A 20900-nucleotide genomic window follows, 5' to 3' on the forward strand; every position below is an offset into this window, starting at 1 on the left:
ATCTCCACGTGGATCCCGCGTCCGACACGGGGTGGATGAGGCGCCCGTGTCGGACGCGGGATCCACGTGGAGATCGGCCTCAGATAGTCAGATCAGTAGCAGGTGCGAACGCGGCCGACGTACTGGCCGAAGGCGTTGTACTGGGCGACCCAGCCGCAGCGGTGGTAGCCGTGGTAATAGGGATCGTTGCTGGCGGCGATCGCGGAGCCGACGACGGCGGCGGTGGCGATGCCGGCACCGACTCCCCAGACCCAGCCGGGCTGCTTGGCTTCGGCCGAGGTGGTGGTGGATGCGATGCTGCCGGCAACAGTGAGAGCAGCGAGAGCTGCGGCGGCAATCTTGGTCTTGATCGACATGTGAAACTCCATCCGGGGTTGAGGCGGTCCGTTGTGGCCCGCGTGCCCAGTTGGACGGAGGCTGCTCGCGTCCGGTTCGAAGACTGCAAATGCGCTCGCGAAGAATAGATCTTTCCTGAATGAATCCAGGAAGATGCCCCCTAGCCGAGGGGACCCTTGGCAAGCCTGTTCACGTCGAAGTTATCGACCTCACCCAGCAGCTCGCAGAACGCCGTCGCGCCCTGATCGAGCAACTGCTCGCCCTTCTCTGGCTGCGCCAGCGTCGCGTTGCCGACAGCACCGCTGGTGTTGAGATCCTGCGCCTGCCAGGCGAACGGCGCCGGCCGCTGCGTCGACAGCCAGCGATATTGCTGCTCGATCGCGATGCTGCTCGCGGGAAAATCGGCGATCGCATCCTTGCGCACCTGATCCGGATAGCGCGCCAGCATGATCGAGGTCTCGACCGCGCCACCGTGAATGCCGTGCCGCACTTCATCGGCCGGGAACAATTTGTCGGCGCCTGAGAGCCGCGACCACGACGTCGTCACCACGAACAGCTTGTGATGCGCACGCAGATCCTGCGCGACCAGCATCATCGCCGCGCTGTTGCCGCCATGGCTGGTGACGATGACGAGCTTCCTCACGCCGTGGCGTGCAACGTCCGCGCCGATCGCTGCCCATTTCCTCAGCGCGATTTCAGTCGGCAGCGTCTGCGTGCCGGGATAGTCGATATGTTCGGTGGAGATCCCGACCCGTTCGACCGGGAGGAAGCTCGCCGGAATGCTGGTGGGTAACAGCTGGCGCACACGTGCCAGATAGGCGTCCGCGATCAGCACGTCCGTCGTCAGCGGCAGATGCGGGCCGTGCTGCTCGGTTGCCGCCAGCGGCAGCACCGCGATCCAGCGCGACGCCTCGTCCGGGCTCGCATCAGCCCAGTCGATGTCGATCCAGTCGCGGGAGGGCGTCATCGAGGTTTCCTTGCCCGAATTTGTCACGTAATTTGCGGTATGAGGGGATGCGGGCCCGGGCGGCTCGCATCCCCTGATGTCATGCGGTTCTATCGCGTTGCCTTCACCCGGACCAGTCGCGATTGGGCCAGCCACGATCGACGGAGTGCCAATATGACCCCCTTTCATCTGCGGCGAGCGTTAGTTGCGGGCTTGTTGGCCGCTCTTGCCTCCTTTGCGCCGGCGCGCGCCCAAACGCTCGACAAGGTCACCTTCGGCACCAACTGGGTCGCCGAGGCCGAGCATGGCGGCTTCTTCCAGGCGGTCGCCGACGGCACCTACAAGAAATACGGCCTCGACGTCACCATCGTCCCTGGCGGCCCGAACGAGAACAACCGGATGCTGCTGATCGCCGGCAAGATCGATTTCTTCATGGCCGCGAACACGCTGATGTCGTTCGATGCCGTCGCCAACAACGTTCCCGTCATCACCATCGCCGCGATTTTCCAGAAGGATCCGCAGGTGATGCTGACGCAGCCGGACGCCAAGGTCGCCAAGATCGAGGACCTCAAGCCGCTGACGCTGTTCGTCTCCAAGGAAGGCATGACCAGCTACTTCCAGTGGCTGAAATCCGAATACGGCTTCAGCGACAAGAACGTCCGCCCCTATAATTTCAATCCGCAGCCCTTCATCGCCAACCCGAAGAGCGCGATGCAGGGTTACGTCACCTCCGAGCCGTTTGCGGTGGAGAAGGCCGCCGGCTTCAAGCCCAATGTGCTGCTGCTCGCTGATTACGGCTTCAACACCTATTCGACGCTGATCGAAACCCGCCGCGAGATCGTCGAGAAGAAGCCTGACCTCGTGCAGCGCTTCGTCGATGCCTCCATGATCGGCTGGTACAATTACCTCTACCGCGACAATTCCGCCGGCAACGCCCTGATCAAGCAGCTCAACCCGGAGATGACCGACGATCTCCTGGCCTATTCCGTCGTCAAGATGAAGGAGCACGGCATCGTCGATTCCGGCGACAGCTTGAAAAACGGCATCGGCGCAATGAGCGACGAGCGCTATGCCTCCTTCTTCAACAAGATGGTCAAGGCTGGGGTCGTGAAGGCGGATCTCGACTACCGCAAATCCTACACGCTGCGCTTCGTCAACAAGGGCGTCGGCGTCGAGCTGCGCCCGAACAAGCCGTAAATGTTGAGATCAGGCACGCCGGTGAGGCTGGCGCCCACCTCTCCCGAAGGGAGAGGTCGCATCGCATCGCCAGATGCGGTGCGGGTGAGGGGTAACGCTCCCTCGTTGGACCTGAGGCCCCTCACCCGGCGCTGCGCGCCGACCTCTCCCCGCTGGGGGGAGGTGACGTGCCCCGCCATGTTCAGCGCGTGATGACAGAGAGCAGAACCGCGCCCGCCGTCGAGGCCAGCCTGACGCATCTCGCCGTCAGCCTGCGTGGCGTGACGAAAACTTACGACAACGGCGTGATGGCGCTCGGCCCGTTCGACCTTGCCGTCTGCAAGGGCGAGTTCATCTCGCTGCTGGGCCCCTCCGGCTGTGGCAAGTCGACAGTGTTGCGGCTGATCGCCGAGCTCAGCGCGCCGTCGTCGGGCACGGTGCGGGTGGCACGGCACGAGGGCGTGCCACAGCCAGGTCACGGCATCGGCTTCGTGTTTCAGGAGCCGACCCTGATGCCCTGGGCCAATGTCCGCGAGAACGTGCGCCTGCCGCTGAAGCTCGGCGGCGTGCCGAAGGCGGAGGGGCGCGCGCGTGCCGACGCGGCGCTGGCCAGCGTCGGCCTTGCTGATTTCGCCGATGCCTTTCCGCGCGAGCTCTCCGGCGGCATGAAGATGCGGGTGTCGCTGGCGCGTGCGCTTGTCACCGATCCCGATATCCTCCTGATGGACGAGCCGTTCGCCGCGCTCGACGAGATCACGCGCTTCCGCCTCAACAACGATCTGCTGGCGCTGTGGCGAGGCTTACGCAAGACCGTCATCTTCGTCACCCATTCGGTGTTCGAATCCGTCTATCTGTCGCAGCGCGTCGTCGTCATGACGGCGCGCCCCGGCAGCATCCAGGCCGACATCCGCATCGAGACGGTCGAGCCGCGGGGCGAGGAGTTTCGCACCTCGACGGCCTATTCCGATTATTGCCGACGCGTGTCGGCCGCGCTGGCGCCGTCCTATTCGGGGCAGTCGACGCTATGAACGCTCAAGCTCCCGTGCCCGCAAAATCGTCCGGCGCGCAACGCGCGATGCGCTTCGTGCTGCCCGTCATCGTCTTCGCAGCCGGCCTCTTTGCCTGGGAACTCGTGGTCCGCATCAGGGAGATCCCGCCTTACGTGCTGCCGGCGCCCTCCGTCATCGTGCTGACACTGATCAAGGACTGGGCGGTGCTGTCACAATCGCTGGCGACCACGCTTGTCACCACGCTCGAAGGTTTTGTCGCCGCCAGCATCGGCGGCATCGCACTGGCGCTGCTGTTCAACCAGTCGAAATGGGTGGAATATTCGCTGTTCCCCTATGCAATCGTGCTGCAGGTGACGCCTGTCATCGCGATCGCGCCGCTCTTGCTGATCTATCTGGAGCAGCAGACCGCGGTGGTCGTCTGCGCCTTCATCGTCGCCTTCTTCCCGGTGCTGTCGAACACCACGCTCGGGCTGAACTCGGTGGACCGCAACCTCGCCGGCCTGTTCCAGCTCTATGGCGCATCGAAACCGCAAACCCTGCGCTTCCTCAAGCTGCCGGCGGCGCTGCCCTACATCCTCGGCGGCCTGCGCATCGCCGGCGGCCTGTCGCTGATCGGCGCGGTCGTGGCCGAGATCGCGGCCGGAACGGCCGGCGCCGGCTCCGGGCTCGCCTACAGGATCGCCGAGTCAGGCTATCGCTTGAACATACCCCGCATGTTTGCCGCGCTGCTTCTGTTGTCGCTGGCCGGGATTGTCATCTATGGGGTGCTGGCGCTAGTTTCCCACCTCGTTTTACGGCGCTGGCATGAGAGCGCGCTTGGAAAGGAAAACTGATGGCTGCCGGTTCGATTTCGTCCGAAAAAATCGACCTTCTGATCTATGGGCCGGTGCGGCCGATCCTCGAGAACGGGTTTTCCGATCATTTCGTCGTGCACAAGGCAGAGACGCGCGGCGATCTCGAGCGGCTGACGCCGGCGGTCCGCGACAAGATCCGCGGCGTCGCGGTGACCTACCACACCGTGCGTGCGGACAAGGACTCGCTGTCGCAGCTGCCGAAGCTGGAGATGGTGGCGAGCTTCGGCGTCGGCTACGACCACATCGATGCCAAATATGCGGCCGAGCACGGCATTATCGTGACCAACACGCCCGACGTCTTGACCGAGGAGGTCGCCGACGTCGCGATGGGCCTTCTGATCTCCACCTTGCGCGAGTTCATCAAGGCCGACCGCTATGTCCGCTCCGGGCTCTGGCAGACCCAGAACTATCCGCTCAGCGTCGGCTCGCTGCGCGACCGCAAGGTCGGCATCGTCGGCATGGGCCGGATCGGCCAGGCCATCGCGCGCCGGTTAGATGCCTCGCTGGTGCCGGTGGTCTACCACTCCCGCAATCCCTCCAAGGACGTCTCGTACAAGCACTATCCTGACCTGATCGAGATGGCGAAAGCGGTCGACACGCTTGTTGTGATCGTGCCCGGCGGTGCCAGCACCAACAAGATGATCAATGAAGAGGTGCTCAAGGCGCTCGGCCCGCGCGGCGTGCTGGTCAACGTCGCCCGCGGCTCGGTGATCGACGAGCCGGCGCTGATCCAGGCGCTGAAATCCGGCACCATTCTCGCCGCCGGGCTCGACGTGTTCGCGGCCGAGCCGAACGTGCCCGACGAGCTCAAGACCATGCAGAACGTCGTGCTGCTGCCGCATATCGGCTCGGCCTCGGTGGTGACGCGCAACGCCATGGACCAGCTCGTGGTCGACAATCTCAAGGCCTGGTTCGCCGGCAAGGCGCCGCTGACGCCGGTTGCGGAAACGCCGGTCAAGGGACGCTGATGATCGCTCGTCGCCTTCTCGCATATGTCGTCGCGGCCTGCCTGGCCGCGATCGGCGCCGTCGCGGCCTCCTTGGCCGCGATCGGCATCGCGCATGCGCAGGATGCGGCGAGCCTGAAGAAGCAGATGCCAGGACAGTGGGAGCTCTCGACCACCGAGCGCAGCAAGACCTGCGTCGTCACGCTGAAGGCTGACGCCGCAGGCCAGGGTTTCAAGCTGGAGCTGGAGCCGTCCTGCAAGACCGCGCTGCCCTTCACCAAGGACATCGTGGCCTGGAGCGTGAGGGGCCTCGACATCGTGCGCCTGCAGGATGCGACCGGCGAAGCCGTGATCGACTTCACCGAGGTCGAGGCCGGCATCTTCGAGGGCTTGCGCCAGGGCGAGGGCGTCTACATCCTGCAGGATCTCGCCGCCGCGCGCTCGATGGCGAAGTCGATGGACCAGATGATCGGCGATTGGTCGATGGTGCGCCGCAACGGCCAGCCGGTGTGCGGGCTGACGCTGACCAACACCGAGGCTGATGCGGACAATTTCCAAGTTTTCCTCAAGCCGAGATGCGACGCCACGATCGCGCAGTTCAACCCGACGCAATGGCGCCTCGAGCGCGGCCAGATCATCCTGATGTCGAAATCGGGCGAAGCCTGGCAATTCGAGGCCGACGACAACGCGCAGTGGCGCCGCGTCCCCGACACCGCCGATCCCCTGATCATGCTGCGGCAGTAGGGCGTCGGCCGAGACCGCTAAGGCCGCGCGGCGTTTGGTCGTGCCCTGACGGGACGAACTCGGATGGGCCAAAAATCGCCTTGACCCCGGAATATTGCCGGCTCGAACTTTTCTCGCATCTGGAGAGACCAAGACAAGGAATCGTTCAAACTCGATCGGGCTTTGACATGAAATTCGTTGCCCTGGCCTTTTCGTGCCTTCTGCTTGTCGCGACGCCCGCCAGCGCGAATGACAGCCGCACCTTCAATGCGATGGTCGCGTTGGCCAATCGCGGAGATGCGGAGGCGCAATATCATGTCGGCATGATGCACAATAACGGCATCGGCACACAGCAGGATCGCAGCCAGGCATTCGAGTGGTTTCAAAAATCGGCCGCGGCCAACGATCCGCTCGGAGCCTATAAGCTCGGCTGCTATTATGACGGGCAAGGCGTGGGCGTCGTCGCAACGGATCCGGATCAGGCATTGAAGTACAAGCTTGTGTCCGCCAAGGCCGGTTACGCGCGTGCCCAGCACGACGTCGCTCTCATGTATGACCGACAAGGGAATTCGGAAGAAGCGCTGAAATGGTGGAAGATGGCGGGCGACCAGGGTCTCCCCAGCGCCCTCTTCAGCCTGTCCCGCGCATATTCCGCAGGAAAGGGCACGCCGAGGGACCTGTCCCTGTCGTATGCCTATTTCAAGCTCTCGAAGGTGGCGCCGGCCAAGAATGTCAACGAGATGGCTTCGATGTTATCGAAGCCTGAGCTCGAGAAGGCCGAGAAACTGGTTGCGGAATGGAAGCCGCAACCGACCGCTCTGACGCTGAAGGCATTCGCCGGCATCACAGCCGTGGAAAACCACTTGAAAGCCGCCAAGAACCAGGCGTTCTGATTGGCCTAGATCAACCGCATTCCGCGCAGGCTCGCATGCCCGTTCTTGCCGACGATGATGTGGTCGTGCACGGCAATCCCGAGCGGTTTTGCGATGTCGATGATCGCCCTGGTCATCTGGATGTCGGCCTGCGAGGGCGAGGGATCGCCGCTGGGGTGGTTGTGCACCAGGATCAGCGCGGTCGCGGACAGCTCGAGCGCGCGCTTGATCACCTCGCGCGGGTAGACCGGGGTGTGGTCGACCGTGCCGGTCTGCTGCACCTCGTCGGCGATCAGCTGGTTGCGCTTGTCCAGGAACAGCAGGCGGAATTGCTCCTTGTCGGCAAACGCCATGCTTGTGCGGCAATAGGCGATCACCTCGTTCCAGGATGACAGCGCGTTGCGGCTGTTGACCTCGCCCTTGGCAACGCGATGCGCGGCCGCGGCGATCAGCTTGAGCTGGTTGATCGCGGACTCGCCGACCCCCTCGACCTCGCGCAAGCGCGCCACTGGCGCATGCACGACCTCGGCGAACGAGCCGAAGGTCTTGATCAGCGTCTTCGCCAGCGGCTTGGTGTCGCGCCGCGGCAGCGCGGCAAACAGCGCCATCTCGAGCAGCTCGTAATCGCTGAGCGCATCCGCGCCCGCGCTATAGAAGCGCTCGCGCAGCCGCTCGCGATGGCCGAGATAATGCGGCGTGTCGTCAGGTCTGCTCTTGTCGTGGTCCGGCTTGGCGGGCATCGGCCGCCAGCATTGCCGGGGATGGTGGTTTTTGCAACCGTCAATTGCGCGCGCCTTGCATAGGTGCGCTTCCGGCATGAAGCGGATGATGATCAGCCGACCGTTTTTCCCGCCCTTCGTCTCAGCTGGCGATCATGGGCCCTGGTGACGCCAGAAGCTATCGTTGGGCACGACGCCTGCGGGATCGGCAGCCAGGTCCGGCCTGATACGATCGAGGAAGTACATCGGGGTGGGCCCCTTGCCCTTCACCTCGATGCTGCCGCGCGGTTCGCAGGTGAAGCGCGCTTTGACCACGTTCCAGGTCGCCTCGGCAATGTTGATCCGTCCGGGATCGGCGGCCGCCTGCAGACGCGCGGCGACGTTCACCGCGTTGCCCCAGATATCGTAGCTGAACTTGCGCGTTCCGACGACGCCAGCGATGACCGGGCCGGTGTTGATGCCGATTCGCGCCATCCAGAGCGGCAGCCTCAGCCGTTCGCGCTGACGGTTCGCCTTGGCGAGCAGGTCCTGAATCTCGAGCGCCGCCAGCGCGGCATCGACAGCGTGCGTCCGGTTGATCTCGGGCAGGCCGCCGGCACAGAGATAGGCATCGCCGATGGTCTTTATCTTTTCGAGCCGATGGCGCGCAATGATCTCGTCGAACGTGCTGTAGTACTCGTCGAGCTGGTGCACGACCTGCGCCGGCTCGATCGCCTCGACGTGCCGGGTGAAGTCGGCGAAATCGACGAAGAGGATGCTGACCGACTGGTAGAAGCGCGGCCGCACCTTCGCGTTGGCCTTGAGCTCCTCGGCGATCGCAGGGGGAAGGATGTTGAGCAGGAGCGCATCTGATTTGCTCCGCTCCGCCTCCGCCATTGCGCGCGCCTTGTCGAGCTCGGCCAGCATCTCGTCGCGCTCGCGGAGTCTACGTCTGAGCTCGAGCTGAGCCACGGCCTGACGCGAGATCCGCCGCACTGCTTCTTGCTGCTCGAAGCTGAGCTCGCGCGGCTCGAAATCGATGACGCACAGCGTTCCGAGCGCGTATCCCTCCTCGCTGATCAGCGGCATGCCGCAATAGAAGCGCAGCCCGAACTCGCCGGCGACCAACGGCGAATCGCTGAACCTCGGATCCTTCGTGAGGTCAGGCACATACATGAGATCGTCATGGCAGATCGTCGCCTGGCAGATCGAAATCTCCTTGGGCACGTGCGTAAGGTCAGGCGGCAGGCCGCACTTGGCCTTGAGCCATTGTCGCTTGTCGTCGAGGAAGGTCAGCAGCCCGGCGCTGCAGCCGCAGATCTGCGCCGCCAAGTCCGCCAGTTCATCATAGGCGATCTCCGGCGGCGTATCGAGAATGCGATAGGTTTCGAGGGCTTGCTGCCGCGCCTGCTCGTTGTCCGGCAGGTAGATCTTCATGTCGTCCGCCACCGCTCGACAGAACCCGCCATGACCATATCTCCATGCCCAGTCAAGACGCCTGCATTAGAACACCGGAGGCGGATCATGGAAAGGTGCGACTCCCTGCGCAGTCAGCGAAACCGACGTGATTGTGGTCATGCTTTTCCCATCATGCACGTGCTTTCACCTCGACGTCGGCCGCCTGTTGCCCGTCGCGTGCGTCTCAGCGCTGTTGTGGGGGGCCTTCTGGCGAAGGCAAGATCTGGGACGATCAACCGAGACCCGGACTCGGGCCTAGGTCAGTAAGCGCGTCCTCGACGCGTTGGTGCGCAAAGGCAGAATCGCCACCCGCCAAAGGGGGCCGCCGATAGCAATAGCCGACGCACCGGGCTCACCCGATCTGCTTCTCGCCGTGCCGCGCCGATAGCGTGAAGATCTCGACGCCGGTCGCCGTCACGCCGACCGAGTGCTCGAACTGCGCCGACAGCGAGCGGTCGCGGGTGACCGCGGTCCAGCCGTCGGACAGGATCTTCACGTGCGGCTTGCCGAGATTGATCATCGGCTCGATGGTGAAGAACATGCCGGGCTTGAGCTGCACGCCCTCGCCGGGCCGGCCGATATGGATGATGTTCGGCTCGTCGTGGAACATGCGGCCGAGGCCATGGCCGCAGAAATCGCGCACCACGCTCATGCCCTGCGGCTCGACGAAGCTCTGGATGGCGTGGCCGATGTCGCCGGTGGTGGCGCCGGGCTTCACCGCGGCGATGCCGCGCATCATGGCTTCATAGGTCACCTCGATCAGCCGCTCGGCCTTGCGGGCGATTGGGCCGATCGCATACATCCGGCTGGAATCGCCATACCAGCCGTCGACGATGAAGGTGACGTCGATGTTGACGATGTCACCCTCCTTCAGCGGACGGTCGCCGGGCATACCGTGGCAGACAACATGGTTGAGCGAGGTGCAGGTCGAGTAGCGGTAGCCGCGATACATCAGCGTCGCCGGATAGGCACCATGGCTGAAGGCGAAGTCGCGGACGAATTCGTCGATTCTGGAGGTCGGCACGCCCGGCCCGACGATGTCGGTGAGCTCGTCCAGGCACCTGGCCACCAGCGCGCCCGCCTTGCGCATGCCGGCAAAGGCGGCAGGCCCGTGCAGCTTGATCTGTCCGGTCTTGCGCAGGGAGGTCTCGGTGGCGTCGACGTAGCTCATGCGTGTCAGGTCTTCTCGGGCTGATCTCGATGTCGGTGGAAAGGCTTGATTTCAGGCCCCAATCTAATGATTGGCAGGCTTCATGCAAGCCGAAGGGCCTGCTTGGGGGGTGAAAGTGACCTAATTCGGCACTTCCACGGCGGTTTCCACCGGCAGGGCGCCGCCGCGGATGCGGATTTCGCGGACGGGATAGGGAACTCGGATGCCCTCACGCTTGAAGGCGTCCCACAGCTCCAGCATCACGTCGCTCTTGACCTTGTCCATGCCGTCGGGGTCGGCGATCCAGAAGGTCAGCGAGAACTTCATCCCGGCTTCCGCGAACTCGCTCAGGAGACAGGTCGGGGGCTTGCCCTTCTGCGCGCGCGGATGAGCGGCGGCGGTCTCGGCGGCGAGCGTACAAACCAGCTTCGGGTCGGCGTCGTAATTGGTGCCGAAGGCGATCTTCACCAGCGTGTTCTTGTCGGTATAGGTCCAGTTAACGACCTTCTGCGTCACCAGATCCTCGTTCGGGACCAGGAATTCGCGCCCGTCGCCGGCAGCGACGGAAATATAGCGCGTCTTCATCGCGCTGATGCGGCCGGTGTTGTCGCCGATGGTGACGAGATCGCCGGGCTTCACCGATTTGTCGGCGAGCAGGATGATGCCAGAGATGAAATTGGCGACGATCTTCTGCAGGCCGATACCGATGCCGACGCCGACCGCGCCGGAGAACACCGCGAGCGCCGACAGGTCGATTCCGACCGCGCCGAGCGCGATCACGATGGCGACCGTGAGCAGCCCGATGCGGATGATCTTGACCAGCAGCACCTGCACCGATGGCGTCAGGTCGGTGGTCGAATTGATCCGGCTCTCGGCGAAATTGCTGGCGATGTTGGTGAGCCAGAGTGCGATCAGCAGCAGTGCGCCGGCCTTGAGCGCCAGGAGCGGGGTCAGCCTGAGGCCGCCGAGCACGATCGCAAAGGAATCCAATAGGTCGACCGTCGCATCGAGCTGGCCGACGATGGAGAGCGCGGCGATGAACCATGCCGTGATCGACACCAGCTTGACGATGAAGGCGTTGCGCAGCACCGAGGTCACGAGCCGGATCACGAGCCATGCGAAACCAAGCTTGGCTGCGACCATCAGGAGATAGGAACGGCTCGGCCAGGTCGCGTGATACATCACCACGCGCGAGACGATCACGAGCAGCGTGAACACCGCCGTCGAGGCGCTGGCGACCATGACCCGGACGAAATGCCGGAGCGGCAGCGGCCAGCGCATCGCCAGCGAGGTCAGGTCGACACGGCTGCGAATAGCGGCCTCCGCGGCATAGGCGATGCCGGCGGCGGCCAGGATGAGGCCGAATTGCAGGTAGAACCAGGGTGAGGAGAATTCTGCCCCGACGCTGCGTGCGGTGGTCTGCACGAGCTCCATGAAGTCTTTGAGGTCCATGTCCATCGGGTCTCGTCGGCAAGCGGGGAGGAATTGATTCGAGGGCGCCGGACAATCCCACAAAGGACGCGGCCGGGCCATCGATACACCGTGAAGTGAAGCGCGTTAAGGCCGTAAAATGCGGGCAGATTGCCGCGAAGAGCGAAAATGGGTTGGCGCGCGAGTCCACCGACGATAAGGATGAAATTCCAGCGATTTCTTACCCGGAAGGTGGATGGCTTCCCTCGACTCCGTCAGTCTCGCCATATTGCTCGGCGCCGTCCTCGTCATGGCCGGCATCCTCTCCAGCCTGCTTGCGCTGCGCTTCGGCGCGCCCTTGCTGCTCGTCTTCCTCATCATCGGCATGCTCGCCGGCGATTCCGGCCCAGGTCAGCTCCAGTTCGACGACGTCCGCACCACCTATCTGGTCGGCTCCGTCGCGCTCGCTTTGATCCTGTTCGACGGCGGCCTGCGCACGCGCTTTGCCAGCATCCGCACCGTGCTTGCGCCGTCCGTGGTGCTCGCGACCGCAGGCGTGCTGCTGACCGCGCTGGTCACGGCGCCGTTCGCCAAATATGCGCTCGACCTCAACTGGTCGGAGTCGCTGCTGGTCGGGGCGGTGGTGGCCTCGACCGACGCTGCGGCCGTGTTCCTCCTGGTGCACACCCAGGGCCTGCGTCTACGCCCGCGCGTCGGCGCGACGCTGGAGGCGGAATCCGGCACCAACGATCCCTTCGCGATCTTCCTCACCTTGATGCTGGTGGAATACATCTCGGTCGGTACCAGCTCGCCCGGCCATGTGCTGATGGAGTTCATCCAGGAGGCGGTGCTGGGCGCCGTCGTCGGCGTCATCGGCGGCCGCCTCGTCGTCATCGCGCTCAACAAGGTCGCCCTACCGCAGGGCCTGCATGCGCCCTTCGTGACCACGGCCGCGCTCGTGATCTTCGGCGGCTCGCAGATCATGCACGCCTCCGGCTTCCTCGCCGTTTATCTCGCCGGCATCATCATCGGCAACCGGCCGACCCGCGCGCATAATTCGGTGGTGACGTTCCTCGACGCCGCGACCTGGCTGGCGCAGATCGTGATGTTCGTGCTGCTCGGCCTTCTGGTTTCGCCGAGCCGGTTGGGTTCCAGCGTGCTGCCGGCGGTCGCCGTCGCGCTGGTCTTGATGCTGGTGGCGCGCCCGCTCGCGGTGTTCGTGTGCCTGTCGCCGTTCCGCTTCAACTGGCGTGAGAAGATCTTCATCGCCTGGACGGGACTCCGCGGTGCGGTCGCGATCTTCCTGGCCTCGATCCCGATGCTGGTTGGGCTGCCCAAGGCCTATCTCTATTTCGACGTGGCCTTTGTCGTCGTCATCATCTCGCTTCTGCTGCAAGGCTGGACCCTGGCGCCGGCCGCGCGCAAGCTGCACGTGGCGCTGCCCCGCGCCGACCGCGGCCCCCGCCGCGTCGAGCTCGATCTGCCCGGCCAGCTCGAGCAGCAGCTGGTCGGCTATCCGGTGCGGCCCAAGAGCCTGTATTTCCGTCGCGGCCTGATCCCGTCCTGGTCCAAGCCGACACTGGTGATCCGCAACGAGCACATCCTGACGCCGACGGAGGCCGATCCGATCGCACCGGGCGACTACATCTATCTGCTGGCGCCGCCGGAAAAGGCCGAAGCGCTCGACCGTTTCTTCGTCGACATGCAGCCGAGCACCGCGCCCGATCCGCATCTGCTCGGCGACTTCATGGTCTCCGGCGAGCACACGCTCGCCGAGCTCGCTGCGATCTACGGTGTGAAGGTCGGCGAGGATGACGGCAAGCTGACCCTGGCAGATTATTTCGACGTCCATCTCGACCACGCGCCGAAAGAGGGCGCCGAGCTGCCGCTGGACGAGATCGTGCTGGTCGCACGATCAATCTCCGGCGGCCGCGTCAACGTCGTCGGCCTGCGTCTGCCGGAAGAAGACGAAACGCCGCCGCCGCTGACCCGCGCGCAGGCGGTGAGAAAGAAGCTCGCCGATGTCTGGACTTCGGTCGCTGGAGTTTGACTTGCGAAGAGGAACTGCCACCAAATCGCCGCAACCGCCGAAGTTTTGCGCGGCTTCGTGACATCCGGATCCGGAACGCTCCGCATTGCCTCTCGTTCTAAGCTGTATAGAACTTTGGACTGACAGGAGTACGCCAATGCGAAAGTTCGCCCTTCCGATCGCGACTGTCCTCGTGCTGGGCGCAGCGGCGCCGGCTATGGCCTACGACACCGGCGATCAGATCTCGATGCAGGTTGCGCTTGACGTCGCGACTGATCTTGGCGTTGCGACGGTGTCGCACACGAACTTCCTCGGCGACGAATGGCAGATTGAGGGCCGCGACCGCGCCGGCCGCTGGATCGAGGTCGATGTGGATGCCCGGACCGGCGAAGTGCGAAACGTCGACCGCGGCTGGTAGCGGGGGTTGGCCCGATCACGTCAGCACCTTCACCCCGCCGAACGACGTCACCCGTCCCTGCTTCAGCATCACGATCTGCGTCGCGAGCTGGCGCAGCTCGGCGACGTCGTGGCTGACATAGACCATCGGCACATTGGCCTCGTCGCGCAGTCGCACCAGGTAGGGCAGGATCTCGAGCTTGCGGCCCTCGTCGAGCGCGCCGAGTGGCTCGTCGAGCAGCAGGAGGCGCGGCTTCGACAGCAGCGCGCGGCCGAGCGCGACGCGCTGGCGCTCGCCGCCGGACAGCTTCCCGGGACGGCGATCCCTGAGCGCGCCGATGTCGAGCAGGTCGATGATGCGCTTGTGCTGCGCCGGATCGGGCGCAAGCCCGTTCATTCGCCGTCCGTAGTCGAGGTTCTGCGCCACGCTCAGATGCGGAAATAGCCGCGCATCCTGGAACACGTAGCCGATGCGGCGGCGGTAAGTGGGCACGTGAATGCCGGCCGCGGTGTCGTCGACGATCTCGCCGTCGATCGCGATGGTGCCGCGATCAGGCCGCAGCAGGCCGGCGATCATGTTGACCAGCGAGCTCTTGCCGGCGCCCGAGGCGCCGAACAGCCCGATGACGCGCCCCTCGCTGCTGAAGGAAGCGGACAGCGAGAATTCACCGAGCTGTTTTTCGACGTCGACGCGCAGCATGGTCAATTCCCGTGCAGCCGCTGCGTGGCGCGGCGGGCGAACCATTCGGCCGCGATCAGCGCACCGATCGCAAGCACGATCGAGACGATCACGAGCCTTCCCGCAGCGGCATCGCCGTCCGGCGTCTGGATCAGCGAATAGATCGCGGACGAAATCGTCTGGGTCTCTCCTGGAATGTTGGAGACGAAGGTGATGGTGGCGCCGAACTCGCCGATCGCCTTGGCAAAGCCCAGCACCATGCCGGCGAGCACGCCCGGCAGCGCCAGCGGCAGCGTCACCGTGAAGAACACTTTCCACGGCGCTGCGCCGAGGGTCTCCGCAGCCTGCTCAAGCCGGCGGTCGATCGCCTCGATCGACAGTCGCATCGGCCGCACCAGCAGCGGAAACGCCATCACGCCGCAGGCGAGCGCAGCACCGGTCCAGCGGAACGCGAAGACGATGCCGAGATGGTCGGCGAGAAAGCTGCCAATGAGGCCTTTGCGACCGAAGCTGAGCAGCAGCAGATAACCGGTGACGACGGGCGGTAGCACCAGGGGCAGGTGCACGAGTGCGTCGAGCACCGACTTGCCCCAGAAATCACGCCGCGCGAGCAGCCACGCCAGCGCAATGCCGAACGGCGTCGCGACCAGCGTGGCAATGACGGCGACCCTGAGCGAAAGCAGGATCGCCGTCCATTCGGCGGGAGAGATGTCGAACATCAAGCCGTCATATCAGGTCGCAGAAACAGGTTGCAAAATCAGGTTTGCAGGAATCAGGTCGTAACAATCAGGTTGTGGGGCTGATCAGGAACTTGAAGCCGTATTTTTCCAAGATGGCCTTGGCCGCCGCCGTGCGCAGGAAGGCGAGATAGCCGTTCGCCTCCGGCTTGGCGATGCTGGTCGCCGCGACCGGATAGATGATCGCAGGATGCGAATCCGCCGGGAAGGTGCCGACGATCTTCACGCCCGGCTCGATCTTGGCGTCGGTCGAATAGACAATGCCGAGCACGGCCTCGCCGCGGGCGACCAGTGTCAGCGCCGCGCGCACGCTCTCGGCCATGGCGAATTTCGGCTCTGCCGCCTGCCAGGCCCCGAGCTTTTCCAGCGCTGCCTTGGCGTATTTGCCTGCCGGTACCGACCTGACGTCACCGGTCGCGATCCTGCCGTCGCCGGCGAGCTTGGCGAGATCGAAACCTGGCGCGATCGTCACGCTGTCGATCTTGGAATCCTTCGGCGCGATCAGCACGATGCTGTTGCCGAGCAGATTCACTCTGGAAGGCTCGTTGATGGTCTTCTTGGCGATCGCGTAGTCCATCCAGTCGGTGTCGGCCGAGACGAACACGTCGGCCGGCGCGCCCTGCTCGATCTGCTTGGCCAGCACCGAGCTAGCGGCATAGCTGACGCTGAACTTGACCCCGGTCCTGGCGGTGTAGGCGGCGTCGATCTCGTCCAGCGCGTTCTTCATCGAGGCGGCGGCGAACACGGTGATGGTCTTGTCCTCGGCCGCGGCGGGCGCGACGGCCGTGCCGGCGAGAATGACGAAGGCGGTGAAAAGTCCTGACAGACGAAACATGGATGCGCTCCGTGCGGGCTCGCGCGCGCAAGGTTGCACGCGCGAAATCTGGCGTTGGCTGGTCAGATGCGACGGGCGGACGCGCTGTTCCACGGTCCCTGGCGACGGCTTACGGCCGGCGGGGATATCGCAGTGCAAACATAGCAGGCCGTGGCCGCAGGTCAAAGCCGGCCGTTTGTCGGCCAGCTTCTATCGGGCCGGCGAGTTCGTCATCCCGGGGCGCGCGTAGCGCGAGCCCGGGATCCATAACCACAGGATTGCGTTGGGCGAAGACTCGGAGTGACCTGCTTCGCGCAAGTATCACTCCCTGTGGTTATGGGTCCCGGGCTCGCTGCGCGCCCCGGGACGACGTCCGCGGGCGAGCCCTTACGGCTTCGCATCCCCTGCATGCAGCACCGCCTTGCAGGTTGCCGGCATCTGCGCGAGCGTCATCGGCGGCTTCGGCTTGGGCGGCTCGGGCGGCGGCTTGGGGTGCAGCACCGCATCGGAGAACCAATAGGCGAGATCGGCGGGCTTGCAGCCTTCGTCCTCGGCCTGTGACGGCTGGCCCTCGCATTCGCCGGCCCCGGCCGGGCAGTGCATGCGGATGTGGAAGTGGTAGTCGTGGCCCCACCAGGGGCGGATCTTCGACAGCCAGGCGCGGTCGCCCTTGGCCTCGCGGCACAGCGCCTTCTTGATCGCGGCATTGACGAAGATGCGCTGCACGGCGGGTTCTCGCGCCGCAGCGCGCAGCACCAGCACGTGGCCTGGCGTGAACACCTTGGGGTCGATGTCGAGCCGGTCCTGGCGCACCATCATCACCGCCGACATCTCCTCGCGCTCCTCGCGCGAGAGCCGGCGGTCCGGCATCGGCGTCAGCCAGATGTCGGCGTCGAGACCGATCTGGTGGCTGGCATGGCCTGACAGCGCCGGCCCGCCGCGCGGCTGGGCGATGTCGCCGACCAGGATGCCGGGCCAGCCTGCGTCCTTGTGCGCCTTCGCGGCGAGCCGCCTGATCAGCGCGATCATGTCGGGATGACCGTAGCTGCGATTGCGCGACAGCCGCATCACCTGCCAATTGTCGCCGTTGACCGGCATCTGCGCGGCGCCGCCGATGCAGCCCCTGGTGTAGGAGCCGATGACGTGGGCCGGCCCCTTCGATGGCAGCAGCTTGCGCGCGAACAATTCCTTGGCGGCGAGATCGGGGTCGTTGGGATTGGCGAGCGGCGGCAGCGGCTTCGGGTTGATGCTGCCACGGTCCTGGGCCAGCGCGCCACCGGCGCCCAGGCAGACGAACAAGAGCAGGAGGAGGGTGATGCCGCGGCGACTCATGCTGACGCTCTTATAACCCAATGCTGCACCAGGGTTAAGAACGAGGCGACGAGCCCGCCGCCGGCTCATCGCAGCGCGCCCCGAATCGCGTCTCGACCCGCCGTTTCTTAAGGGTGTAATAACCGTATCCTGCATTGACCAAAATTCGTGCGCAGCGCGCAGAAAATTTTGCGGTTCGCATGCAATCGCGCGCAATTTCGGAACCGATTCAGGCGCGCGCGCAATTTTGCGCCAGATCGCTCATTGATTGCGGCGCCGCACTCAGTCTGATGGCGCCTGCCGCCGCCCGCCACGCCGCGCAAACAGGCAGTAAGCGCGCCGCGCGCGGACCGCGGCTGGCTAAGATTACTTTTTTTTCAGACACTTGCCTCAAAACTTGCGGCCGCTGGACGCGACTGGGACGAGTGAAGTTGAGTTTGGGGTCTCGAAGAACAAGAAAGCGAAAGCAAAGCATGCTTGCCCGCGCCGGCCAAAAGGCGCGCAAGCCGCGCTTCGCGCGCGCGCACCGTGCCCTTTCCGAACACGACGAAATCCTGCGCAGCCGTGCCGAGGCGGAAGCCGCGATCGCGGAGGCGCGCAAGTCGCATGAGCGCCTGCGCCAGGCCATCGACATCCTGCCGCAGGGCATCGTGTTTCTCGACGCCGAAGGCCGCTACGTCCTCTGGAACAGGAAATACGCCGAGATCTACAGCAAGACCGCCGATCTGTTCGAGGAGGGCGCGCGGCTCGAGGACACGCTGCGCATCGGCGTCGCCCGCGGCGACTATCCCGAGGCCATCGGCAATGAAGAAGCCTGGATCGCAGAGCGCCTGCAAAAACTCTACAAGCCCGGCGCGCGCCACGAGCAGAAGCTGTCGGACGGCCGCGTCATCCTGATCGACGAGCGCTTGACCGATGACGGCGGCGTCGTCGGCCTGCGCGTCGATATCACCGAGCTCAAGCAGCGCGAGGCCTCGTTCCGCCTGCTGTTCGACGGCAATCCCGTGCCCATGATCGTCTGCGCGCTGGACGACGAGCGCATCCTCAGCGTCAACGATGCCGCGGTCGCGCATTATGGCTACAGCCGCGCCGAGTTCGAGCGATTGAAGATCCGCTCCTTGCAGGCATTCGAAAGCGTGCCGCCCTGGACCGTCGATGGGACCGGCGAGGATCAGGCCGGCCGCACCTGGAAGCACGTCAAGGCCGACGGCGCGCTGATCGACCTTGCGATCTATTCCCGCGAATTGACTTATGCCGAGCGGCCCGCGGTGCTGCTCGCGCTGATGGACATCACCGAGCGCAAGCGCGCGGAGGCGCGGCTGGCCTTCATGGCCCAGCATGACGGGCTGACCGGTCTGCCCAATCGCAACCTGCTGCGGCAGCAGATGGACGAGATGCTGCTGCACACGCGCCGCGGCTCCGAGAAGGTCGCGCTGCTGATACTAGGGCTCGACAATTTCAAGGCGGTCAACGACACCCTGGGGCACGCGGTCGGCGACAAGCTGCTGCGCGGCGTCGCCAAGCGACTACGCTCCACCTTGCGTGACGAGGATGGGCTGGCCCGCCTTAACTCCGACGAGTTCGCGGTTCTGCAGAGCGGATTGGCTCGGCCGGAAGATGCGGTGGGTCTCGCAAAACGCCTCCTTGCGGCCATCGCCGATCCCTATCTGCTCGACGGTCATTCCGTGGTGATCGGCGCCTCGATCGGCATTGCGATGGCGCCCGGCGACGGCGAGGATTCCGAAAAGCTGCTCAAGAGCGCCGACATGGCGCTGTCGCGCGCCAAGCTGGACGCGCGCGGCAGCTTCGCCTTCTTCGAGGCCGCGCTCGATGCGAAGGCGCAGAGCCGCCGCAAGATCGAGGTCGAGCTGCGCGACGCGATCCAGAACGACGTGTTGCGGCCGTACTATCAGCCGCTGATCGACCTATCGAGCGGCCGCATCACCGGTTTCGAGGCGCTGGTGCGCTGGCCACATGCCGAGCGCGGCATGGTGTCGCCGGCCGAGTTCATTCCGGTCGCCGAAGACACCGGCCTGATCAATCCGCTCGGCGGGCTGATGCTGCGCCGGGCCTGTCTCGATGCCGCGGCCTGGCCGGACGACGTCCGCGTCGCCGTCAATTTGTCGCCGCTCCAGTTTCGCAGCGGCAATCTGCTCTCGATGGTCACGGACGCGCTGAAGCATTCCGGCCTGGCGCCGCGCCGGCTCGAGCTCGAGATCACCGAGACGCTGCTGCTGGAGAAGAGCGCGCAGGTGCTGGCGACGTTGCATGCGCTGCGCGCGCTCGGCGTGCGCATCTCCATGGACGATTTCGGCACCGGCTATTCCAGCCTCAGCTACCTGCGCAGCTTCCCGTTCGACAAGATCAAGATCGACCAGTCCTTCGTGCGCGATCTCGCGGCCAACCGCGAGGCCCAGGCGATCATCCGCTCGATCGTCAGCCTCGGCAAGGGCCTTGGCGTCACCATCACCGCCGAAGGCGTCGAGACCGAAGCCGAGCTCAGCTGCCTCCGCGCCGAAGGCTGCCATGAGGGCCAGGGCTTCCTGTTCAGCAAGGCCCGGCCGAATGCGGAGATCGTCAGCCTGCTGGCCGCACAGCGCGGCATCGACCGCAACGAGGACGCCGCGCTGGTGGCGTGACCGCTCGCCTCCACGATATCTAAGAACGTACCGCTTCGCCCATCGGCCTCTCCCGCCTTGCCCGGCGCCAGCAGCCTTGATCTGCCTCAACAACGAGGCCAAAGGCCGGGGCGCATGACAGCGCGGCGTCGGTCAATTTCCGTTTGGAGGTTCGGACGGATAATGGCCCGGGCGCGCCACCCGTAAATTTCCCAAGTGCGGACCGTCAGCTGCCGTCGTTAAGTCGTGCGGTCGTGGGGTCGCACCATGAAGACACCGAAGCCGAAGCAATGGGCCGAGCAGGAGGTTCGACGGCTGGTCACGCTGGCCCGGCAGGGCATTGGGGTATCGAAGATTGCCGCCGAACTGGGCCGCCACGCCGGATCAGTCAGGCGAATGGCGCGAGCGAAAGGAATATTGTTGAAGAAATAGTCGCCGGTAGGGCAGGCGCTGCCTGATCGACGAGGCGCGTGGACGGCGCCCTACAGCCCGAAGCCTCGGCCGATGTCCCGCACAAGGCTGGGCGCAGCCTCAGTATTGCGACCATGGGAGAGCGCTCGATCGAGCCGAGACAAGATGCCTTTTCCGAAGAGCGCTATAGCGATGCTTCTGAGCATGGTTGTGGATCGGGTTTGAACGATGCTGCGAAAGTTCAAAACGGCCCCAGCCGCAGGATGGGGTAACAGCCGGGGCCGGCATTCCCATTCCAATGTGCCGCATCGGCGGTGGGCGGCACT

General features: G+C 64.8%; 20 protein-coding genes. 10 read left to right on the forward strand and 10 right to left on the reverse strand.

Translation table 11 applies throughout. The features are described 5' to 3' along the window. Positions 1–92: 92 nt before the first annotated feature. Both I6F33_RS35370 and I6F33_RS35375 read right to left on the reverse strand, forming a co-directional pair. Positions 93–356, reverse strand: coding sequence for a hypothetical protein (locus I6F33_RS35370; RefSeq protein ID WP_036014244.1), 264 nt, complete (start codon positions 354–356; stop codon positions 93–95). Between the two features lie 140 nt (positions 357–496). Further along, positions 497–1303, reverse strand: a complete 807-nt coding sequence (locus tag I6F33_RS35375) for a creatininase family protein (RefSeq protein ID WP_225145587.1) — start codon at positions 1301–1303, stop codon at positions 497–499. A 153-nt stretch (positions 1304–1456) separates the two neighbouring features. Here I6F33_RS35375 and I6F33_RS35380 point away from each other — a divergent pair, with 153 nt between their 5' ends. The 6 genes from I6F33_RS35380 to I6F33_RS35405 all read left to right on the forward strand — a co-directional run bounded on the left by I6F33_RS35380 (position 1457) and on the right by I6F33_RS35405 (position 6884). Then, positions 1457–2479 carry an ABC transporter substrate-binding protein gene (locus tag I6F33_RS35380; protein ID WP_036014224.1) on the forward strand — a complete coding sequence of 341 codons (1023 nt, stop codon included), beginning with the start codon at positions 1457–1459 and terminating at the stop codon, positions 2477–2479. 191 nt (positions 2480–2670) lie between these two features. Further along, positions 2671–3486 carry an ABC transporter ATP-binding protein gene (locus I6F33_RS35385; protein ID WP_225145588.1) on the forward strand — a complete coding sequence of 272 codons (816 nt, stop codon included), beginning with the start codon at positions 2671–2673 and terminating at the stop codon, positions 3484–3486. Then, positions 3483–4301: an ABC transporter permease gene (locus I6F33_RS35390; protein WP_057027478.1), complete on the forward strand. Its 819-nt coding sequence runs from the start codon at positions 3483–3485 to the stop codon at positions 4299–4301. Before I6F33_RS35385 ends, I6F33_RS35390 begins: the two co-directional genes overlap by 4 nt. Next, positions 4301–5290 (forward strand): 2-hydroxyacid dehydrogenase, encoded by a 990-nt coding sequence (locus I6F33_RS35395; protein ID WP_057027479.1) that lies wholly within the window; start codon positions 4301–4303, stop codon positions 5288–5290. Before I6F33_RS35390 ends, I6F33_RS35395 begins: the two co-directional genes overlap by 1 nt. Further along, complete coding sequence (locus I6F33_RS35400) at positions 5290–6012, forward strand: AprI/Inh family metalloprotease inhibitor (RefSeq protein WP_036014220.1); 723 nt, start codon at positions 5290–5292, stop codon at positions 6010–6012. Before I6F33_RS35395 ends, I6F33_RS35400 begins: the two co-directional genes overlap by 1 nt. A gap of 167 nt (positions 6013–6179) precedes the next feature. After that, positions 6180–6884, forward strand: a complete 705-nt coding sequence (locus I6F33_RS35405) for a tetratricopeptide repeat protein (protein WP_225145589.1) — start codon at positions 6180–6182, stop codon at positions 6882–6884. Between the two features lie 5 nt (positions 6885–6889). Here the strand turns inward: I6F33_RS35405 and radC are convergent, their stop codons facing one another. The 4 genes from radC to I6F33_RS35425 all read right to left on the reverse strand — a co-directional run bounded on the left by radC (position 6890) and on the right by I6F33_RS35425 (position 11627). Next, positions 6890–7603, reverse strand: a complete 714-nt coding sequence (gene radC / locus I6F33_RS35410; protein ID WP_225141007.1) for a DNA repair protein RadC — start codon at positions 7601–7603, stop codon at positions 6890–6892. Between the two features lie 132 nt (positions 7604–7735). After that, positions 7736–8998, reverse strand: coding sequence for an adenylate/guanylate cyclase domain-containing protein (locus I6F33_RS35415; protein WP_225141005.1), 1263 nt, complete (start codon positions 8996–8998; stop codon positions 7736–7738). A 373-nt stretch (positions 8999–9371) separates the two neighbouring features. Then, positions 9372–10190: a type I methionyl aminopeptidase gene (map, locus tag I6F33_RS35420; RefSeq protein ID WP_036014218.1), complete on the reverse strand. Its 819-nt coding sequence runs from the start codon at positions 10188–10190 to the stop codon at positions 9372–9374. 120 nt (positions 10191–10310) lie between these two features. Beyond that, on the reverse strand, positions 10311–11627 hold the full coding sequence (locus I6F33_RS35425) for a mechanosensitive ion channel family protein (protein ID WP_225145590.1): 1317 nt from the start codon (positions 11625–11627) through the stop codon (positions 10311–10313). A gap of 208 nt (positions 11628–11835) precedes the next feature. On the opposite strand from I6F33_RS35425, the gene I6F33_RS35430 reads away from it, so the two are divergent. Both I6F33_RS35430 and I6F33_RS35435 read left to right on the forward strand, forming a co-directional pair. Further along, positions 11836–13629, forward strand: a complete 1794-nt coding sequence (locus tag I6F33_RS35430; protein WP_036026415.1) for a potassium/proton antiporter — start codon at positions 11836–11838, stop codon at positions 13627–13629. 136 nt (positions 13630–13765) lie between these two features. Next, positions 13766–14026 carry a PepSY domain-containing protein gene (locus tag I6F33_RS35435; protein ID WP_036014215.1) on the forward strand — a complete coding sequence of 87 codons (261 nt, stop codon included), beginning with the start codon at positions 13766–13768 and terminating at the stop codon, positions 14024–14026. A gap of 15 nt (positions 14027–14041) precedes the next feature. On the opposite strand, the gene modC is transcribed toward I6F33_RS35435, so the two are convergent. The 4 genes from modC to mepA all read right to left on the reverse strand — a co-directional run bounded on the left by modC (position 14042) and on the right by mepA (position 17566). Next, on the reverse strand, positions 14042–14704 hold the full coding sequence (gene modC, locus I6F33_RS35440; RefSeq protein ID WP_036014214.1) for a molybdenum ABC transporter ATP-binding protein: 663 nt from the start codon (positions 14702–14704) through the stop codon (positions 14042–14044). Between the two features lie 2 nt (positions 14705–14706). Then, positions 14707–15402: a molybdate ABC transporter permease subunit gene (gene modB, locus I6F33_RS35445; RefSeq protein WP_225114603.1), complete on the reverse strand. Its 696-nt coding sequence runs from the start codon at positions 15400–15402 to the stop codon at positions 14707–14709. Between the two features lie 67 nt (positions 15403–15469). Beyond that, on the reverse strand, positions 15470–16255 hold the full coding sequence (gene modA / locus I6F33_RS35450; protein WP_225145591.1) for a molybdate ABC transporter substrate-binding protein: 786 nt from the start codon (positions 16253–16255) through the stop codon (positions 15470–15472). Positions 16256–16621: 366 nt separating this feature from the next. Beyond that, the gene (gene mepA, locus I6F33_RS35455; protein WP_225145592.1) at positions 16622–17566 is read right to left on the reverse strand and encodes a penicillin-insensitive murein endopeptidase; all 945 of its coding nucleotides are present in this window, start codon (positions 17564–17566) and stop codon (positions 16622–16624) included. A gap of 452 nt (positions 17567–18018) precedes the next feature. On the opposite strand from mepA, the gene I6F33_RS35460 reads away from it, so the two are divergent. After that, entirely contained in the window at positions 18019–20184 is a 2166-nt protein-coding gene (locus I6F33_RS35460; RefSeq protein WP_225145593.1) for a bifunctional diguanylate cyclase/phosphodiesterase, read from the forward strand. A 246-nt stretch (positions 20185–20430) separates the two neighbouring features. Continuing rightward, a complete protein-coding gene (locus I6F33_RS35465) occupies positions 20431–20595 on the forward strand; it encodes a helix-turn-helix domain-containing protein (RefSeq protein ID WP_162130849.1) in 165 nt (54 codons plus the stop codon). Positions 20596–20900 lie beyond the last annotated feature (305 nt).

The organism is Bradyrhizobium sp. BRP20 (assembly GCF_020194215.1).
Lineage (GTDB): Bacteria > Pseudomonadota > Alphaproteobacteria > Rhizobiales > Xanthobacteraceae > Bradyrhizobium > Bradyrhizobium yuanmingense.

Bases quoted from the DNA above. Each gene is read 5' to 3' on its own strand.
- I6F33_RS35370 (WP_036014244.1), bottom strand. From the start codon at position 356: ATGTCGATCAAGACCAAGATTGCCGCCGCAGCTCTCGCTGCTCTCACT.
- I6F33_RS35375 (WP_225145587.1), bottom strand. From the start codon at position 1,303: ATGACGCCCTCCCGCGACTGGATCGACATCGACTGGGCTGATGCGAGC.
- I6F33_RS35380 (WP_036014224.1), top strand. From the start codon at position 1,457: ATGACCCCCTTTCATCTGCGGCGAGCGTTAGTTGCGGGCTTGTTGGCC.
- I6F33_RS35385 (WP_225145588.1), top strand. From the start codon at position 2,671: ATGACAGAGAGCAGAACCGCGCCCGCCGTCGAGGCCAGCCTGACGCAT.
- I6F33_RS35390 (WP_057027478.1), top strand. From the start codon at position 3,483: ATGAACGCTCAAGCTCCCGTGCCCGCAAAATCGTCCGGCGCGCAACGC.
- I6F33_RS35395 (WP_057027479.1), top strand. From the start codon at position 4,301: ATGGCTGCCGGTTCGATTTCGTCCGAAAAAATCGACCTTCTGATCTAT.
- I6F33_RS35400 (WP_036014220.1), top strand. From the start codon at position 5,290: ATGATCGCTCGTCGCCTTCTCGCATATGTCGTCGCGGCCTGCCTGGCC.
- I6F33_RS35405 (WP_225145589.1), top strand. From the start codon at position 6,180: ATGAAATTCGTTGCCCTGGCCTTTTCGTGCCTTCTGCTTGTCGCGACG.
- radC (WP_225141007.1), bottom strand. From the start codon at position 7,603: ATGCCCGCCAAGCCGGACCACGACAAGAGCAGACCTGACGACACGCCG.
- I6F33_RS35415 (WP_225141005.1), bottom strand. From the start codon at position 8,998: ATGAAGATCTACCTGCCGGACAACGAGCAGGCGCGGCAGCAAGCCCTC.
- map (WP_036014218.1), bottom strand. From the start codon at position 10,190: ATGAGCTACGTCGACGCCACCGAGACCTCCCTGCGCAAGACCGGACAG.
- I6F33_RS35425 (WP_225145590.1), bottom strand. From the start codon at position 11,627: ATGGACATGGACCTCAAAGACTTCATGGAGCTCGTGCAGACCACCGCA.
- I6F33_RS35430 (WP_036026415.1), top strand. From the start codon at position 11,836: ATGGCTTCCCTCGACTCCGTCAGTCTCGCCATATTGCTCGGCGCCGTC.
- I6F33_RS35435 (WP_036014215.1), top strand. From the start codon at position 13,766: ATGCGAAAGTTCGCCCTTCCGATCGCGACTGTCCTCGTGCTGGGCGCA.
- modC (WP_036014214.1), bottom strand. From the start codon at position 14,704: ATGCTGCGCGTCGACGTCGAAAAACAGCTCGGTGAATTCTCGCTGTCC.
- modB (WP_225114603.1), bottom strand. From the start codon at position 15,402: ATGTTCGACATCTCTCCCGCCGAATGGACGGCGATCCTGCTTTCGCTC.
- modA (WP_225145591.1), bottom strand. From the start codon at position 16,255: ATGTTTCGTCTGTCAGGACTTTTCACCGCCTTCGTCATTCTCGCCGGC.
- mepA (WP_225145592.1), bottom strand. From the start codon at position 17,566: ATGAGTCGCCGCGGCATCACCCTCCTCCTGCTCTTGTTCGTCTGCCTG.
- I6F33_RS35460 (WP_225145593.1), top strand. From the start codon at position 18,019: ATGCTTGCCCGCGCCGGCCAAAAGGCGCGCAAGCCGCGCTTCGCGCGC.
- I6F33_RS35465 (WP_162130849.1), top strand. From the start codon at position 20,431: ATGAAGACACCGAAGCCGAAGCAATGGGCCGAGCAGGAGGTTCGACGG.